The sequence below is a fragment of the Desulfonatronovibrio hydrogenovorans DSM 9292 genome (assembly GCF_000686525.1).
In the GTDB taxonomy this organism is placed as follows: Bacteria; Desulfobacterota; Desulfovibrionia; order Desulfovibrionales; family Desulfonatronovibrionaceae; genus Desulfonatronovibrio; species Desulfonatronovibrio hydrogenovorans.
Genome location: NZ_JMKT01000009.1, coordinates 121788 through 137976 on the forward strand (window position 1 = coordinate 121788; position 16189 = coordinate 137976).

Annotated in this window: 16 protein-coding genes; 7 read left to right on the forward strand and 9 right to left on the reverse strand. The window is 49.9% G+C overall.

The annotated features are described in order from the left end of the window. Positions 1-28: 28 nt before the first annotated feature. The 9 genes from tmcC to P771_RS0105850 all read right to left on the reverse strand — a co-directional run bounded on the left by tmcC (position 29) and on the right by P771_RS0105850 (position 10834). On the reverse strand, positions 29-688 hold the full coding sequence (gene tmcC / locus P771_RS0105795; protein WP_028574397.1) for a TmcC family electron transfer complex membrane anchor subunit: 660 nt from the start codon (positions 686-688) through the stop codon (positions 29-31). Between the two features lie 33 nt (positions 689-721). Beyond that, positions 722-1972, reverse strand: a complete 1251-nt coding sequence (gene tmcD / locus P771_RS0105800; protein WP_028574398.1) for an electron transfer complex subunit TmcD — start codon at positions 1970-1972, stop codon at positions 722-724. A 311-nt stretch (positions 1973-2283) separates the two neighbouring features. Continuing rightward, positions 2284-3360 carry a phosphotransacetylase family protein gene (locus P771_RS0105810; protein WP_028574399.1) on the reverse strand — a complete coding sequence of 359 codons (1077 nt, stop codon included), beginning with the start codon at positions 3358-3360 and terminating at the stop codon, positions 2284-2286. Between the two features lie 89 nt (positions 3361-3449). Next, a complete protein-coding gene (locus tag P771_RS0105815) occupies positions 3450-5555 on the reverse strand; it encodes an acetate--CoA ligase family protein (RefSeq protein ID WP_028574400.1) in 2106 nt (701 codons plus the stop codon). 293 nt (positions 5556-5848) lie between these two features. Further along, positions 5849-6799 carry a pyruvate synthase subunit PorB gene (porB, locus tag P771_RS0105825; RefSeq protein ID WP_028574401.1) on the reverse strand — a complete coding sequence of 317 codons (951 nt, stop codon included), beginning with the start codon at positions 6797-6799 and terminating at the stop codon, positions 5849-5851. Next, positions 6792-7964: a pyruvate ferredoxin oxidoreductase gene (porA, locus tag P771_RS0105830; protein ID WP_028574402.1), complete on the reverse strand. Its 1173-nt coding sequence runs from the start codon at positions 7962-7964 to the stop codon at positions 6792-6794. Before porA ends, porB begins: the two co-directional genes overlap by 8 nt. Before the next feature lie 137 nt (positions 7965-8101). Next, positions 8102-8386: a 4Fe-4S binding protein gene (locus P771_RS0105835; RefSeq protein WP_028574403.1), complete on the reverse strand. Its 285-nt coding sequence runs from the start codon at positions 8384-8386 to the stop codon at positions 8102-8104. An 18-nt stretch (positions 8387-8404) separates the two neighbouring features. Further along, complete coding sequence (locus tag P771_RS0105840) at positions 8405-8950, reverse strand: pyruvate ferredoxin oxidoreductase subunit gamma (protein WP_028574404.1); 546 nt, start codon at positions 8948-8950, stop codon at positions 8405-8407. 192 nt (positions 8951-9142) lie between these two features. Next, positions 9143-10834: a potassium channel family protein gene (locus tag P771_RS0105850; RefSeq protein ID WP_028574405.1), complete on the reverse strand. Its 1692-nt coding sequence runs from the start codon at positions 10832-10834 to the stop codon at positions 9143-9145. 301 nt (positions 10835-11135) lie between these two features. Here P771_RS0105850 and P771_RS0105855 point away from each other — a divergent pair, with 301 nt between their 5' ends. From P771_RS0105855 to P771_RS16660, 7 genes are all read left to right on the forward strand, one after another. Next, entirely contained in the window at positions 11136-11561 is a 426-nt protein-coding gene (locus tag P771_RS0105855; protein WP_028574406.1) for a hypothetical protein, read from the forward strand. A 68-nt stretch (positions 11562-11629) separates the two neighbouring features. After that, complete coding sequence (locus tag P771_RS0105860; RefSeq protein ID WP_028574407.1) at positions 11630-12109, forward strand: CinA family protein; 480 nt, start codon at positions 11630-11632, stop codon at positions 12107-12109. Between the two features lie 2 nt (positions 12110-12111). Further along, a complete protein-coding gene (locus P771_RS0105865) occupies positions 12112-12807 on the forward strand; it encodes a DUF1538 domain-containing protein (protein ID WP_028574408.1) in 696 nt (231 codons plus the stop codon). Further along, on the forward strand, positions 12804-13529 hold the full coding sequence (locus P771_RS0105870; RefSeq protein ID WP_028574409.1) for a DUF1538 domain-containing protein: 726 nt from the start codon (positions 12804-12806) through the stop codon (positions 13527-13529). The genes P771_RS0105865 and P771_RS0105870 overlap by 4 nt, the downstream gene beginning before the upstream one ends. Before the next feature lie 2 nt (positions 13530-13531). Then, on the forward strand, positions 13532-13858 hold the full coding sequence (locus P771_RS0105875) for a P-II family nitrogen regulator (RefSeq protein WP_028574410.1): 327 nt from the start codon (positions 13532-13534) through the stop codon (positions 13856-13858). A gap of 226 nt (positions 13859-14084) precedes the next feature. Then, entirely contained in the window at positions 14085-14807 is a 723-nt protein-coding gene (locus P771_RS0105880) for a metallophosphoesterase family protein (RefSeq protein ID WP_028574411.1), read from the forward strand. Positions 14808-14813: 6 nt separating this feature from the next. After that, entirely contained in the window at positions 14814-16172 is a 1359-nt protein-coding gene (locus P771_RS16660) for a protein kinase domain-containing protein (protein ID WP_084301715.1), read from the forward strand. The last annotated feature ends 17 nt before the right edge of the window (positions 16173-16189 follow it).

Here is a 16189-nt window from a genome sequence, read left to right on the forward strand (position 1 = left end):
GCTGATTTTTTTCTGCTTTATATGGTTATTACCAGTCTTTGGCATGACGCACTGCTCCGAATTCCGAGGCTGTGTAAGCCCGGGTGAAAGGGGCAAAGACCATATGGACCAGCCTGGTAAAGGGTATGGCCATGAGCAGCACTTCACCGCTAAAAATATGGAGTATAAGCATCAGCTGGGGATTGAACCATCCATGAAAGGCTGCGTAACCTGTTACAAAAGGGGCCAGGATCAGCAGGGGAAGCATATAGTCGGACCAACTGGAAACATATTTGACCTCTTTCAGGCTGAACCTGCGGATAATAAAAAAGATCAGGCCAAAGATTACCATCAGGGTCATAATGTCCGTTATCCTGTCCGGAAGTGCCCAGAATGAGATGCCGAAAAACTCCTCCCAGAGAACAATATGCCCAAGGGCGAACAGGGGAACCAAAATCACGCAGATATGAAAGGTAAAGGAAACAACAGTCATGACCGGATTAAGACGGGAGGATCTGGGGAAAAAGGGAATACTCCAGATCACCATGGATCTCAGGGCATGTTTTAGGCTGAAATAATTTACAACCACCGGATCTTTTTCAATGGTGGAAGTCACCAGAACGACTACCCTGGTCAATGATCCGACTATGAATACTGTCCAGGCGATCCAGGCCAGAGGACCGGAGACGAATTCGTAAAGTTGATGCATGGCTTTCCTTGCCTTTTAAAAATGGTCTGCAGCTCAGACCGTGTCCACAATTCGGATGAATCTGTGTCCTGTTATGCCCCGGATCAGGATTTTCCTGCTGTCAGGACTGAACACCGGGTCACAGACTTGATCGAACTCCATGGGGTAGGCCTTGTTGTTTATTATGATATGGTATTTTCCGTTTTTTTCCACTTTGGCGGCTGCGTGCTGCTCATCATCGCTGAATACGGGCTGCCAAGCCATATCAAAGGAATTGTCCCATATTTGGCCGTCCACTGCTATGTGCCATTGGTCCCTGTTTTTACCGGTTGCTGCGGCTTTTTCACCTACCGGTCCGAAGGTTAAGTCATAAACCAGGGTTTTAAATCTTATTTTCCAGGGTTTTCCATCTACAGCTACGGTCCACTTCCCGAATTCCGGGGCAACAATGGCTGCCCAGTGACGGCCATTGGGTGAGTGACACAGGTTCCACATCTGAAAAAAACCAGGCCTTAGAACAACTTCCCCATCCTGGACCACCACCCATTGCTTTCCCTCTCTGGCCGGGGCCAATAAAGATGAATTAACAGGATTAAAGGATGGCCTCCAGATGCTGGAAAAACTTTTGGGCCAGACCTGACCATCAACAATGATGGAATAGTCGTAAAGAGAAGTTCGACACTGGGCGGCTACGCTCTTTTTTTCAGGATGAAAGACTGGAGTCCAGATGTTTACCAGTTCAACAGGCCAGGCCTGACCATTGACTGCAACAGAATAGGAGCCTTTCTGAAAGCTGAAGACATCGGCCTGTTCCATTGCCCTGGTCTGGATCACCGCACAGCTGTCGGACCCGGATGGGCTGATGGTGAAATGGTTGGCATTGATAAAAAGGTTTGGCCAGACTTGGTCGTTGATGGCCATGCCATAGCGCATTTCACTTTGAATGGCTATGGCGACTGCGTTTCCGTTTCGGCTGAATTTTGTATCCCAGACATAGTCGAAACGCTGGTCCCAGGTTTTGCCGTCCACACAAACTGTCCAGAGATCGTCCTGCATGACCAAGGCTGTCAAACGTCCGTCCGGGCCATACTGCAGTCCCCAGACCTTTTCAAAGTTTTGGTCCCAGTTCTGCAGGTTTTCACAGACGCTGAACCTGTAGTCTCCGGTATTGATGATGGAAGCGATTTTTTCTCCGTCAGGGCTGACCTGGTTTTCCTCGCGCCAGACATAAAGCAGCGGACAGTTCAGCGAGTCCACCACCACCTTGGTCCCTGTTTCCCAGTCCCAATTGGTTTTATTGATCATTTTTGTCGCCAGCCAGTTGATGGGTTAAAGCTCCAAAAGAGTCGCAGCGTTTTTTCCATGGATGAGCCTGACAGGGGCTGAACCCGGATAAACATACTCCAGACTCTGAAGCTTGTTTTATCAAGTCAATATTTAACCATTTTTTTCAGGTTAATAATACATAGTGAATTAATGAACATATATGTGCCAAAAAGGCACCAGCCAAAGCCTGGCCTGGAAACAGGAAAAGCCGTCCCGGGATCATCTCTGGCATCTGGAACCCGGAGCGGCTTTTGATTAAAGGCAGGTATGAAGGGCCGCCAATACAGCCATTACTTGGTCGGACTGATACCCAGCCCCTTATACAGAGCGTCATAATCCAGGTTTTCATTGACCACCTGACAGCCCTGGTTGATCTTGACCGCCTCCCGAAGCTTGGTCCGATTGAGGATGTTCTCCATCTTCTGGGCTACGGTAAAGGTGTCCTCCCTGGCTACGATAATGGGAATTCCCAGGACCTCGGATCGGGTCAGGATGATGTCGTTGGGATAAATATTGCCAGTCAGGATCAGGCAGGGACAGTTTCCTTCCAAAGCCACCAGCTGGAGGTCAGACCGATCTCCACCAACAATGACAGCCACATTTTTGTTTTTGTGAAAGTGGGTCATGAAGTTTTCAATCTGCATGGTGCCGATGAGAAAGCTCTGGATGATCTGGTCAGCCTTGGCATGCATGGAGATGATCTTTCCGCCCAGCTGTGAGGCAAGATCGCCGATAGTTATGGCTTTGAGCACATCATCATGGGGGATGATTCCCAGGACTTTGACCTGTCTGTTTTCCAGCATGGGCACTATGAACTCTCTTGTCTCCTGCATGAAGTATTCAGGAACGTCATTGAGGATGACCCCCAGCAGCTTGTCACCTAAGACCTCCTGGGCCGCAATGAGATAATCATAGTTCAGCTCACGGAAATAGCGGTCAATAATCACTACTTTGGAATCCAGGAGGCGGGATATGTTGTACCCGTCCAGCTGGCAGTATTTCCCTGAATACAGAAAACTCCCTGAACCGCCCACCAGCATGATTTCCTTGTTTTGGCTGAGTTCATCATATGCTTTTTTGATGTCGTTTCTGTACAGCAGACATTCACCAGAATAGGCTTTCATCTTGAAGTCCTGGGACACGAGAACCGGGGTCAGCTTGGAAGGATCAGACTTTATGTCCAGGAATTCATTGGTGCTGTAGGCGTCCTCATCTACCATCATTCCATTGATTTCTTTGGGAATGGCTCCCACTGGCTTCATGAAGCCAAGCTTGAAGCCGTCATCCTGGAATTTCTTGCCCAGGGCCAGGGTGATGAGGTTTTTGCCGGAAAAGCCAGCCGTAGATCCGATATAGAGTCCGACCATTGAAAAATCCTCCTGTTATGTGTTCTGTTCAGGACTTTAATTACACAATTAGACAAAAAAAACAACAAAGTGAATTAAATCATCAGGGATCAGCCCAGGGTCATGCGAACATCCGCCACCATGGCCTGGTGGGAATTGACCAGAATGGGGTTGAACTCAGCTTCGTAGATTTCAGGGAAATCATGAGCCAGCTGGGACATGGTCAGGATGATCTCCTCAATGGCGTTGAAATCAATGGGCAAGTCACCCCGGAACCCCTTGAGCAGCATGTAGGATTTTATCTCCCGGATCATCTTCCTGGCCTCCTCCCTGGTGACCGGTCCTAGCCGGAAGGAGATGTCTTTTAAGACTTCCACATAAATGCCGCCAAGTCCAAACATGATCAAAGGGCCGAACTGATCGTCCCTTTTAAAGCCCACAATAACCTCTTTGCAGTTTTTCGGAGCCATTTCCTGGACCAGGCAGCCGGCAATATGAGCGTCAGGCCGCATTCTGGAAGTACGGCCGGTAATGTCCAGGAAGGTCTTTCTGACCTGGTCAGGGCCGCTTAGCCCTAGTTTTACTCCATCCACATCAGTCTTATGGGATATGTTGGGTGAAGCGATTTTCAGAACCACTGGGTAGCCAAAGCGCTGGGCAATCTCCACAGCGTCATGGCTGGAGCGGGCCAGGGCTGTCTTGGGTACAGGCAGATTATAGGCCTGGAGTATTTCCTGGGCCTGAAACTCCACAATTTCTCCCTGTCCGCTCTTTTTGACCCGGTCTATGATCAGAGCGGCTCTGCCCCTGTCTCGATTGACCGGCGAGGGCAGGGGACAGGGATTATTCTTCCACTGATAGTGCTTATACATCTGTTCAATGCAGCTGATGGCCGGTTCAGGAAAGGAATAGCATGGAACTTTGCCATCCATGAGGATTTTCCGGCCTCTGGAGATGATCTTTTTCCCCATAAAACAGGCGAAAATCGGTTTGTCTGTATTACGGGACACTTCCACTATGCCTTTGCAGATATCCTCTATTTCTGCGGCTGCAGTGGAGGTGGGAGTCAAAAGGACCAGGAGAGAGTTGACGTTTCCGTCTTTGATGACCGAATCAATGGTTTTCAGGTATCTCTGGGCGCCTGCATCTCCGATGATGTCAATGGGGTTGTAAAGGGAGGCGTATGAAGGAAGAAATTCCTGCATCTGGCCAATAGTGGCTGATGATATCCTGGCCATGCTCAGGGAGGACTTTTCACAGGCGTCTGCAGCCATGATGCCCGGTCCTCCTGAGTTGGTCACAATGGCCAGGCTGGGGCCCTTGGGCAGGGGCTGAGTGGAAAAGGCCTGGGCCAGGTTGAACAGGGTTTCAACGTCGTGGGCTCTGATGATCCCTGACTTTTGAAAGGCTGAAGTATAGGCCTGATCTGACCCGGCAATAGCCCCGGTGTGGGAAGAAGCAGCTTTGGCTCCGGCCGAGGTTGTTCCGGACTTGATAATGATGATGGGTTTTTCATTGCTGTGATTCATGGCTTCTTTAACAAACTTTTCGCCATTGCTTACATTTTCAATATAACCCAGGATTACATCGGTTTTGGAGTCCTGGCCAAGGTAGGATATCATATCTGCTTCATCCAGAACAGCCTTGTTGCCAAGGCTCACAAATTTGGAAAAGCCGATATTTTCCCCCAGGGCCCAGTCAAGGATAGCCACGCACAGGGCACCAGACTGAGAGAAAAAGGCTATGTTGCCTGGATCGGGCTTGCCTGCAGCAAATGAAGCATTGACCAGGCCGTGGGTGTTGATCATGCCCAGGCAGTTGGGTCCGAGCAGGGCCATGTCATGCTTGCGGGCCGTATTGATCAGTTCCTGTTCCAGATAATATCCTTTTCCTCCTACCTCCTTGAATCCGGCAGTAATGACAATGGCTGCAGCTGTTTTTTTCCCGCCCAAAAGGTCCAGGGAATCAACCACCAGTTTCCTGGGAATGGTTATTACAGCTAGATCCAGGTTGTCGGGCAGGTCTTCAATTTGATTGACCACCTTGAGGTCAAGAATTGATTCTGCCTTGGGGTTGACCGGATAGATATCTCCCTTGAACCCTGCTTCAATCATGTTCTCCAGGATGCTGTAACCGATTTTTCCCGGACTCGAAGAAGCGCCGATGACCGCCACGCTTTGAGGATTGAACAGGGCGTGGAGTTGTTTTTCGGTCATTATGAAAGCTCCTCTGATTGAGTTGTGGTGGTTATGAAGGATGAAGCCCAGTAGCCCTGATGTCGGATAAATAAGTACATATTAAATTCAATCCCGGATTGACAAGATAAAAATGAGTTCCACAGCTTTAAAGGGCTTTGGGCTCTCCAGACAGCATTGATCAGAAATACCAGGTAAAGGATAATAATCCAGCATGGCCCCATGCCTGGGTTTGAAGAATAAAAAAGGGGCGTAATTGATCACGCCCCTTTTTTCAATGAAAATAAGCCATCTTGGCCCGGGTCTGGACAGTATTACTCTTGTGAGCTTGACTCGAGGCTCTGCAGCTCAGCCATTCTGGCATCGGTCCTTTGCTGGATGAAGTTGATGTCATTGTCGCTGAGATGCCCGAACCTGCGCTGAGTTTTGAGGTACTCCCTGACCGGCTTGGGTTTGTTTATCTTTTTGGTGATGGTCAGTCTGCCGTTAATAATTTCGTACAGGGGAAAGACATTGGTCTGTACAGCCAGTTTTGATATTTCAATGCTCTTTTCAGGTTTGCTTCTCCAGCCTGTGGGACAGGCTGAATAGATATGGATATAGGCTGGACCTTCAATGGTCAGGGCCTTTTTGACCTTGTTCATGAGATCCAGATGAAAGCCTGGATTGGCAGTGGCCACATAGGGAATATTATGGGCTGCTGCAATGGCGGGCAGGTCTTTTTTCCAGGTCTGCTGACCAATGCTCTGGGAACCGGTGGGAGAAGTGGTGGTGGAAGCTCCGTAGGGGGTTGAGCTTGATCTCTGAATTCCGGTGTTCATATAAGCTTCATTGTCCAGACAGACATAAAGAAAGTTGTGCCCTCTTTCCAGAGCACCGGACAAGGACTGGAGTCCAATGTCAGCTGTGGCTCCGTCCCCGCCCACGGCAATGACATGGGGGGGATCATTTTTAAACCTTTCCTTTCTTTTCAGGGCCTTGATCCCGGCCTCAATTCCGGATGCAACTGCAGCAGTGTTTTCAAAAGCCACATGAATCCAGGGGACCTTCCAGGCGGTCTGGGGGAAGGGAGAGGTGACGATCTCCATGCAACCGGTGGCATTGGCTACAATGGTATTGGGACCGGCAATCTTCATGACCATGCCCAGGGCCAGGATTTCAGCACAGCCCTGGCAGGCCCGGTGCCCCTGAGATATATAGTTTTCTGTGGGAATATTTTTGGTGGTGATCTTTTCAAAATTTTCCAGTCCGGGATGATTAAGCATCTGATCGCACCCCCCATATGGTGTAATTTGGATCCAGTTCATTGTTTCTGGCCATTTCATACATTTTCTTGAAGTCCTTGACGGTTACGTCGCGCCCGCCTAACCCGGCGATGATATTGTGGATTTTGGGTTTTTGGGGCTGATCGTACAAAAGGGCCTTGATCTCCTGGGCCACAGGTCCACTGTGGGATCCGGGACTCAAAGCCCGGTCAATGACTATGATTTCTTCCACATCTTTAATGGCATCCAGGAATTCTTCTTTGGGAAAAGGCCGCCACAGTCTGATTCTGACCTGACCCAGGGATTGCCCTGATTCTTCCAGTTCCTTGACTGCGGTCATGGTGGTTTCACCCATGGATCCCATGGTGATGAATACGGTTTTGGGACTGGCAGCCCCGTTTCTTTCAATTAATCTGTACTTCTGGTTGAACCGTTGTCCCCAGTCAGCAAGGACCTCGGAAACTACTGCCTTGGAGTTGATCAGGGCCTGCTCGCATTGCTTGCGGGATTCGATGTATACTTCAGGCACGCCCACCGGACCCATGGTCACCGGCTTTTCAGGGTCCAGGGTCAGGGCCGGTTTAAAAGGGGGCAGAAATTTGTCCACCTCATTTTGATCAATAAAATTGATAGGCTCGATCATATGGGTCAGGATGAAGCCGTCCACATTGACACAGATGGGCAGAAGCACCCTGTGGTCCTCAGCAATCTTAAAGGCTGCAATGGTCAGTTCATAGGCTTCCTGCCCGTTTTCAGCAAAAATCTGAATCCACCCTATGTCCCGTTCAGACATAATGTCTCCGTGGTCGTTCCAGATGGAGATGGGAGCAGAAAGAGCCCGGTTGGCCACAGTCATGACAATGGGCAGCCTCAGGCCCGAGGCGATGAAAAGGATCTCGTGCATCAGGGCCAGGCCCTGGGCCGAGGTGGCTGTGTAGGTTCTGGCCCCGGCAGCACTGGAGCCCACAGCCGCACTCATGGCTGAATGCTCGGACTCCACTGGAACGTATTCAGCATCCAGTTCACCATTTGCCACATATACTGAAAGCTCTTCAACAATATGGGTCTGGGGGGTGATGGGATAGGCCGCCACTACATCCACATCAGCCTGCTTTACTGCTTCGGCAATAGCCAGGGAAACTTCCAACCCTTTGGCTTTATTCATATTATCTCCTCCGTGATTATCCTGTAACCCTGATGAGGTATACACCGGGAAAGATGATTGTTCCATACTGGGAAATTCATGGTCTGACCAGTTTCGAGCCTGACCAGGGATTCAACTCAACCTACAACTTTTCCGGGCTAGTCCATGGTCATAGTTATAGCCTGTTTGGGACACTCGTTGGCGCATATTCCACAGCCCTTGCAGTAGAACAGATCAGCCGGATAAAAACCTTCCTTGTCCTGGGCAATGCAGAACTCCGGACAGTACAAACTGCACAGACCGCACTTGATGCATTTTTCCTGGTCAGTAAGCGGATGCAGGGTTTTCCAGTCTCCGGTGCGCAGTTCTGCAGCATTGCCGGGAGTAGTTATGGCTGTGCCCAGCTCCAGCTTCTGCCAGGCGCATATTGCTTGATCAGACATATTTTTTCTCCTGAAAGGCTAAATTGGGTTGGTGACTTCAAAGGCCTTGGACAGGGCAGTGAAATTTTTGGGTCCAAGCTTGGGTCCAAAACGGTCCAGGATGACCTCTTCCATGTCAGCTGCCTCCAGGATGCCTGAGGCCTTGAGCAGAGCGCCGAGCATGGTGGTGTTGGTGATAGGGACCGAAAGGATTTCCACAGCCAGCTTTGTGGCGTTGACTGCAGCAACTTTTGGCCAGCCATGCTTTTCCTTGAGCTTTGCTCCGGATTCAGAGCTGTTGACCACCACTATCCCATCCTGCTTCAGACCCTCAGCCACATTGACCACATCCAGCAGGGTAGGGTCAAGGACCATGACCATGTTGGGTTCATATATCTTTTCCCGCTTGAGTATCCTCTGGTCGTCCACCCGGACAAAAGCCTGAACCGGGGCACCTCTTCTTTCAGGTCCGAAACTTGGAAAGGCCTGGGCGAATTTGCCTTTGGCAATGACAGCCCTGGCCAGAAGCTCGGCCGAAGTTACGGCTCCCTGGCCTCCTCTGCCGTGAAGTCTGATTTCCCACATACGCATCTCCTGGATTGTTATGGTTGATGAACCATGATCTGGCAACCAGAAACCTTGATTTGGCTGAACATTTATTTAAACAAACATGGACGGCTCAAAAAGGAACCTGTTTTTAGGTTAACGGTGTTTAAAACCAGATCATGAGCAGAATGATTCAAGTAAATACTTGTGAAAAAAAGAGCATGAATATGGCTATTTTTTTATGAAACTGCTTAAAAATTTACTTTCGGCTTCTGTAGTTCCAATCAGGATCAACTCCTCATCCTTGTTGATGATGGTGTCTGGTCCGGGGTTTATATTGATTGCTCCCTGGAACTCTATGGCAATGACACTGCATCCGGTTTTCTTGCGGATCTCACTTTCGGCCAGAGTCTTGCCCACCAGAGCTTCAGGTGCTTTTTCCTTGAAAATGTCCAGTCCTTCGGCAACCATCATCACGTTGTCTCCTCTGAGGTAATTAATGATGGTGTTGGCACCCATGGATGCATAGGACATTACAAGATCGGCCCCTGCATGGTGGAGTTTGGGAATATTTCTTTCTCTGGTGGCCCGGGTGATGATCTGAACTTCAGGCATCAGCTTGCGACAATAGATGGTCAGGTAGATGTTCAGGTCATCGTTATTGGTGGTGACGATAATGGAAGGAGTCTTGTCGATTCCGGCTTTTTTCAGGATATTGAGGTCAGCAGCATTGCCCTGAATGTAATTTTCCCTGTTTCCTGCCACTCTGGGACTTTTTTCAACTATCCTGTACTCAATTTCATTTTCTTGAAGTGCCTGGGCAGCTGCCTGTCCCACCCGTCCCCCGCCCAGGATCAGGACCGGGGCAAAAGACAGGTTGTAGATCCCGTAAATATCATCGTATTTTTCCAGCTGTTTTTCCGATCCAGCCAGAACCAGAACCGAATCAGAGGTGATGGTGGTCTCTGGAAGGGGGCTTTGGAATTTGCCCCGTTCCCAGATTCCCACTACATTGACTCCTGTGCTTTCTCTAAGTTTGCTCTGGAGCAGGGTTTTGCCTACCAGGGGCGTGCGCATGGCCGGAGCCTCGGCAATGAGCAGTTCATTGAATCTGCCAATGATATTGGCATGCATACTCACACCCAGAACCCTTCGGGCCAGAGACCGACCCAGCATCCTGGTGAACTGGTAGACCTGGCTGCTTCCGGCCAGCTCCAGAATATCAGCTGATTCACTGACTTCGGCACTGGAGATAACAGGCGGCTCTTTTGATAGTTCGCGCAAGGTAAAGACAGCATTGGTGTTTGTCTGGTCATCATTGTTGAAGAAAACCAGAGCTGCCTTGTCAGCCCTGGTTTTGCGGTAGGTTTCAATGTCATCCAGATCGCCCAGAATAATTTTATATCCCTGATCATAGAGTTCAAGGGCCTGGTGCTGATCAGGGACAATAATGGCATAAGGGTATTTGTACTGCTTGAGTTTTTCCACCAGGGCGGTGCTCAGGGGATCAGAGTTGGTCAAAAGGACATGACCGGTTGTATCCTGAGGCAGCTCCCTGGGGGTTCTGGCCTTATCCTGGGCTTCCAGCCAGGGTGCGTAAAAAAACTGGATAAAGGTGAAGGGAAGCATGACCAGGAGGAAGACCACCCCGGACATCATGACCAGGATGGAAAAGAGCCTTCCCAAGTCGCTGGTGAAGGTGATGTCCCCGAAGCCAAGGGTGCTCATGGTGGTCAGGGTCCAGTAGAACCCGGTGACCAGGGTGTATTTCTCTCCTTCGTATAGTTTGATGTACTGAAAGGCGAAACTGTATACGGTTATCATAAAGAGCAGGACCAGAAGAAACTTGATCAGGGCCCTGATGTTGCTTTTGGCAACCCTGCTCTGAAAGAAAAAGACCACTTGGGATGGAATGTATTTCATAATGATCTTCTCCTTTGCTTAGATCCCTGGGTGTGCTTGGGAAAAGGAGCTTTTATCATCCAGGGCTGTTGGCCTGGATTGAAAAAATGCTTGCTCAAAGGCATGGTGCCCATTTCTAAAGGATAACCAGATGCTTTGCAAGGCAGGTTGCATCAGAAGAGAAAATTATAAATAATGTCCCCATGATCAAGTCTGACCGGAATCAGGCCTTTGTCTTAATTCGCCATCTGCCACGAGCCCCGGGCCTGCAGAAAGCTTTGAAATATGATAAGTGATCAGTCAAATCAACATGGAGGTACATATGCTCTGGTTTCATCCTTTACTGCAGCTGTTGGCAACTATTGCGGCTTTTTATGTGCTTTTACTGGGCTGGGAAAGGTTCAAGGGCCTGCATCTTGGTAAAAAAACCAGGTTCAACTGGAAGGGTCATGTTTTCTGGGGCCGGCTGGTGATTATTGTCTGGCTGGCCGGTCTGGTCCTGGGCAAAGTGGCGGTAAACAACCACTTTGGTATGAGCGGAATCTTTCTTAACCACAACCAGGGAGCCATGATCATGACTCCGTTCATGCTTGTGGCTTATCTGACCGGGTCAATCATGGACCGGCGCAGAAAAAAAAGGATCTGGCTGCCAGCCATCCATGGAGCCAACAACATTGTTCTGATCTGCCTGGCCCTTTACCAAGCTTATACCGGATATCTCATCATCACCAATTTTCTTCTGGCCTGAGGAACCTAACCTGGTCTTGTTATTTGGATTCTAATTAATTATAGATGTTACTTAGCAGGCAGGCAGGGATGGAATATGAACAGCCCATGATCAAGGTTCTGGCAGGCCGGATGGAGGCAGAAAGGCTTTTTCTGGCCACGGCTGAGTCCTGTACCGGAGGGCTGATCAGCCACCTGCTGACCAATGAGCCAGGCAGCTCCAGGTGGTATGCAGGCGGAGTGGTGGCCTATTCCAATCACCTTAAAACATCCATCCTGGGTGTGGACCAGGAGCTGCTCAACGGTTTTGGTGCAGTCAGCAGCCAATGCGTGGAAGCCATGGTCAGGGGGGTGATTTCTCTGACCAGTGCTCAGGCCGGAATCGCTGTTTCCGGAATCGCCGGGCCAGGGGGAGGCACCCTGGAAAAGCCCGTGGGTACGGTTTACATGGCCTGGGGGCTTTTGGAACGCATCCGCTGGAAAAGATTTGTTTTTCAAGGACAACGGCTGCAAATTAAGGAACAGGCTTCAGCAGCTGCCATCCAGGGTTTGCTGGATTTCTGGGATTAATTATGTACAAAGATATAAAAGAAGGTCTTCTGGAGGTCATTCAGGCTGTTCTGCCCATCACTTTGGTGGTAGTTCTGCTGCAGGTCTTTTTGATATCCATGCCCTGGCTTCTATTCTCCAGGTTTTTAATCGGTGTGGTCATGGTCATGATCGGCCTGTTTCTTTTTCTGCAGGGGGTCAAGATCGGTCTTTTGCCCATGGGCGAGGCCATAGGTGCTGAGCTGCCCAAGAGGGGATCTCTGTTCTTCCTGTTGTTTTTCGCTTTTATCCTGGGTTTTACCGTAACCATGGCCGAGCCGGATGTCCGGGTCCTGGCCCATCAGGTGGACTTTGTGTCTGACGGGTTTGTGAACCGGAACATCCTGATTCTTTTTGTGGCTATCGGGGTGGCAGTATTTGTAACCCTGGCCATGCTCAGGATTGTCATGAACCTGCCCATTGCCTATGTCCTGGCCGGGGGATATGTGCTGATTCTTGTTCTGTCCTTTTTTACTCCTGCCGATTTCGTGCCCATCTCCTTTGACGCTGGTGGTGTGACCACAGGACCGGTCACTGTGCCGTTCATCCTGGCCCTTGGCCTGGGAGTTACAGCGGTTCTGGGCGGAAGGTCTTCTTTCAGCGATGGTTTTGGACTCATTGGCCTGGCTTCCATTGGTCCGGTTCTGGGAGTGATGATCCTGGGGATAATCTACTCATGAAAGAGCTGTTAGATTTTCTGAATTTCGGTCATGTCCTGGGAGAGGTCTTCATGGCCATGGGGCCTCTGGTGGCCTTTTTTCTGTTTTTTCAGCTGGTTTATCTTAAGCTGTCCAGGGAGTATGTGATCAACCTGTTCAAGGGTATTGTCCTGGCCATAGCCGGGCTGACCCTTTTTCTGCAGGGAGTTCAGGTGGGTTTTCTGCCAGTGGGCACCCAGATGGGCGAGATCATGAATTCCTTTGAAAACCTGTGGATCCTGATTCCCATAGGCTTCATCCTGGGAGTGGTGGCCACGGTTGCAGAGCCTGCAGTCCGTATTCTGTGCGAAAATGTGGAAAAAGCCTCATCCGGGTCCCTCAGGTTCAGCTTCATGCTCATAATTCTGTCCCTAGGGGTTGGAATATTTGTGGCCATCGGCATGGCCAAGATCATTTTCGGCATTTCCATCTATCATATTGTCATTCCCGGCTATCTGGCTGCACTGATCCTGATGAAGTTCTGTGAACAGTCGTTTATTTCCATAGCCTTTGATGCCGGAGGAGTAGCCACCGGTCCCATGACCGTGACCTTTGTCATGGCCATAGCCCTGGGCCTGGCTGAGGCCATGGAAGGCAGGAGTGCGGTCCAGGACGGATTCGGGCTCATAGCCCTGGTGGCCATGGCCCCGATCCTGTCGGTGATGCTGGTGGGGGCGATTATGAACGCCATTAAAAGGAGTTAGGAATGAAATCAGAGCTTCAGTTTGACCTGATCGTGACTATTGTCAACAAGGGCGGCTGCCAGCCTATACTTAAGGCTTCCAAAGAGGCCGGGGCTGAAGGTGGAACCATCATTCCCGGACGGGGTACAGGAATCAGGGAAACCAAAACCCTGCTGGGGATTCCTATAGAGCCTGAAAAAGACATCCTTTTGACTATAGTCCCCAAGGATATTACCGACAAGGTCATGTCGGCTATGATAGAGGCAGGGGAGCTGAACAAGCCCGGAGCAGGCATTACTTTTGTCCTTGACCTGAAAAAAGTGGCAGGAATCTGTCACCTATGCGAATAACCTGTTTGAAGTCCCCAGGGTTGAAGTTTTGGAGTAAAGCTCAGGCGCTCTCTTCCTGATCACCGACCGATCCGGACGGGGCTGTTTCCTGGTTTCTGGCGGTGGGTCATGATAAAAACGATCCAGCTTACTGAAGGGTGATTCGGTTCTGATTGGGTCCTGATTTTGACAGTCATGACCAGCCGGAGGATTATGTCTGTTCAATTTGTACTAGAAGGCCAGTCCATTGCGTTTTGCAATATTTTCAGACATTCACGGAAACATTGAGGCATTCAGCAGGGTTGTCCAGGATATTTCTTCCCGGAATATTGAGTCCTGTTTTTTTTTGGGGGATGCCATCAGTTATGGGCCGGACCCGGAGAAATGTGTTCAGCTGCTTAAAACTCTTCAAATTCCCTGCATTCTGGGCAACCATGAGCTGGCTCTGATCAGACCCGGGGCTGCCAATTATTTCAATGAGCCCACCTGGCTGCATTTTGAACAGGCCAGAAAGCTTTTGTCCTTGGATTCCAAAGAGTACATGGCCACCTGGCCCCTGTCCCGTTCCCACCAAAATATGCTCATGGTCCATGGCTGTCCCCCAGCCTCTGCCACCAGATATCTGCAGGAGTTAGGTATGGGAGATCTTGAAAGAATATTTTCATTCATGAATACGGATCTGGCTTTTGTTGGCCATACCCATGAGCTTGAAATGGTTGAACTGATTGGCCATGAAGTAAGACGGACCAGGATCGGCAGGGGGGAGCATGAGATTTCCGGTCAAAAAGCCATAATTAATGTGGGCAGCGTGGGTCAGCCCAGGGATGGGGATAATCGGGCCAAATACGTGATTTTTGATGACCGCATGAGAAGGATTGAAGTGAGGTTTGTTGAATATGATGTTGAAAAAACTGTCCAGGGCATTCGTGCCAGGGGGTTTCCTGAGTTTTACGCCTTACGCCTGAGGTGAACTGTCATGCGCTGCATTAAAGGGTACAGATTGCTCGGTCTCCTTGGCAGGGGTGGAATGGGCCGGGTGTATAAGGTCTCAGATCCGGAAGAAAACCTGTTTGCCCTTAAACTGCTTAAACCTGATGATACTCTGGTCCAGATGCTGGGTCCGGAAAAAATCCAGAAGAGGTTTGATGATGAGATAAGAATAATGTCCAGGCTGAAACATGATAACATAGCCAGGATCGTAGACAGCGGCCAGCATCGCAGACATTCCTTTATGCTTTTGGAGTACCTGTGCCTTAATCTTGGCCTGATCATGGGTACAGTCAGTGATTCACCACAACCGTCAAGAATTCTTTCTCCCCTCAGGGCCCTGGACATTGCCGCTCAAGTCCTGGATGCACTGGTTCACTTGCATGCACACCAAATCATCCACCGTGATGTCAAGCCTGAGAACATCATGCTCACCAGGGCCGGCCGGGTCAGGCTGATTGATTTCGGACTTTTCAGGATCAAAGGTCTGGCAGAGAGCAATCCTCCCGGACTGGCCATTGGTTCACCATACTATGCAGCTCCTGAGCAGATTGAAGATCCTGACCAGGCTGATGAACGGGCAGATCTTTACTCCCTGGGTGTTGTTCTGCATAGAATGATCTTCGGGGTTTTCCCAGGACAACCTACTAACCAGCCATCAGATAAGTCTGTTTTTGGACCGGGCTGGGATGAATTTCTGGAAAGGGCAGCCAACCCTGAGCCGGACCTTCGTTTTCAAAATGCCGGTTCCATGCTGGACCAGCTCAAGGTTCTGGCAAAAGCCTGGGAAAAAAGGCGGGACCAGATCTGCATCATGCACGATCCAAAAAGCAGCCAGTTGTCAGTCCAAACCCTGAATGTTCGATCCTGTCCGGTTCAGACCGGAAAGGATGATTTGCATCCCTTTCCCGGACTTGACTCACTGATGCAGGCCCGGAGTTTTGTACTCAATGATTTTCAAAAACAGCAGCATGGTTATTTTGATCTGAGTACCGGTCTGACCTGGGCCTTGGAGTTGTCGAGAAAACGGCTCAGTTTTGATGAGGCAAAAAAGTATCCGGATCAGATGAACCGTGATCCAGTGTCTGAACGGGAAAATATTTTATGGAGACTGCCCACTGTTGATGAGCTGCTGACTTTACTGCGGCCGCGAAAAAGTCTGGAAGATTATTGTTACCCGCTTGTCTGGAAGCTGCAGAACAGGGCTTGGCTGTGGAGCGCTGATGCCCAGACCAGATTCAAGTCATGGATTGTGGACATGGAGCAGGGAGCGGTCATGGCCGTGGACCGGATGTGCAAGTTTTCTGTCCTGGCGGTTGCCGGAGTGGAGCAGGTCAATAGGTCCTGATGAGTTGAGAATCTTGC

What these genes read in the sequence shown, in the direction of transcription:
- tmcC (WP_028574397.1), bottom strand. Translation starts at nt 688, where the DNA reads ATGCATCAACTTTACGAATTCGTCTCCGGTCCTCTGGCCTGGATCGCC.
- tmcD (WP_028574398.1), bottom strand. Translation starts at nt 1,972, where the DNA reads ATGATCAATAAAACCAATTGGGACTGGGAAACAGGGACCAAGGTGGTG.
- P771_RS0105810 (WP_028574399.1), bottom strand. Translation starts at nt 3,360, where the DNA reads ATGGTCGGACTCTATATCGGATCTACGGCTGGCTTTTCCGGCAAAAAC.
- P771_RS0105815 (WP_028574400.1), bottom strand. Translation starts at nt 5,555, where the DNA reads ATGACCGAAAAACAACTCCACGCCCTGTTCAATCCTCAAAGCGTGGCG.
- porB (WP_028574401.1), bottom strand. Translation starts at nt 6,799, where the DNA reads ATGCTTAATCATCCCGGACTGGAAAATTTTGAAAAGATCACCACCAAA.
- porA (WP_028574402.1), bottom strand. Translation starts at nt 7,964, where the DNA reads ATGAATAAAGCCAAAGGGTTGGAAGTTTCCCTGGCTATTGCCGAAGCA.
- P771_RS0105835 (WP_028574403.1), bottom strand. Translation starts at nt 8,386, where the DNA reads ATGTCTGATCAAGCAATATGCGCCTGGCAGAAGCTGGAGCTGGGCACA.
- P771_RS0105840 (WP_028574404.1), bottom strand. Translation starts at nt 8,950, where the DNA reads ATGTGGGAAATCAGACTTCACGGCAGAGGAGGCCAGGGAGCCGTAACT.
- P771_RS0105850 (WP_028574405.1), bottom strand. Translation starts at nt 10,834, where the DNA reads ATGAAATACATTCCATCCCAAGTGGTCTTTTTCTTTCAGAGCAGGGTT.
- P771_RS0105855 (WP_028574406.1), top strand. Translation starts at nt 11,136, where the DNA reads ATGCTCTGGTTTCATCCTTTACTGCAGCTGTTGGCAACTATTGCGGCT.
- P771_RS0105860 (WP_028574407.1), top strand. Translation starts at nt 11,630, where the DNA reads ATGGAATATGAACAGCCCATGATCAAGGTTCTGGCAGGCCGGATGGAG.
- P771_RS0105865 (WP_028574408.1), top strand. Translation starts at nt 12,112, where the DNA reads ATGTACAAAGATATAAAAGAAGGTCTTCTGGAGGTCATTCAGGCTGTT.
- P771_RS0105870 (WP_028574409.1), top strand. Translation starts at nt 12,804, where the DNA reads ATGAAAGAGCTGTTAGATTTTCTGAATTTCGGTCATGTCCTGGGAGAG.
- P771_RS0105875 (WP_028574410.1), top strand. Translation starts at nt 13,532, where the DNA reads ATGAAATCAGAGCTTCAGTTTGACCTGATCGTGACTATTGTCAACAAG.
- P771_RS16660 (WP_084301715.1), top strand. Translation starts at nt 14,814, where the DNA reads ATGCGCTGCATTAAAGGGTACAGATTGCTCGGTCTCCTTGGCAGGGGT.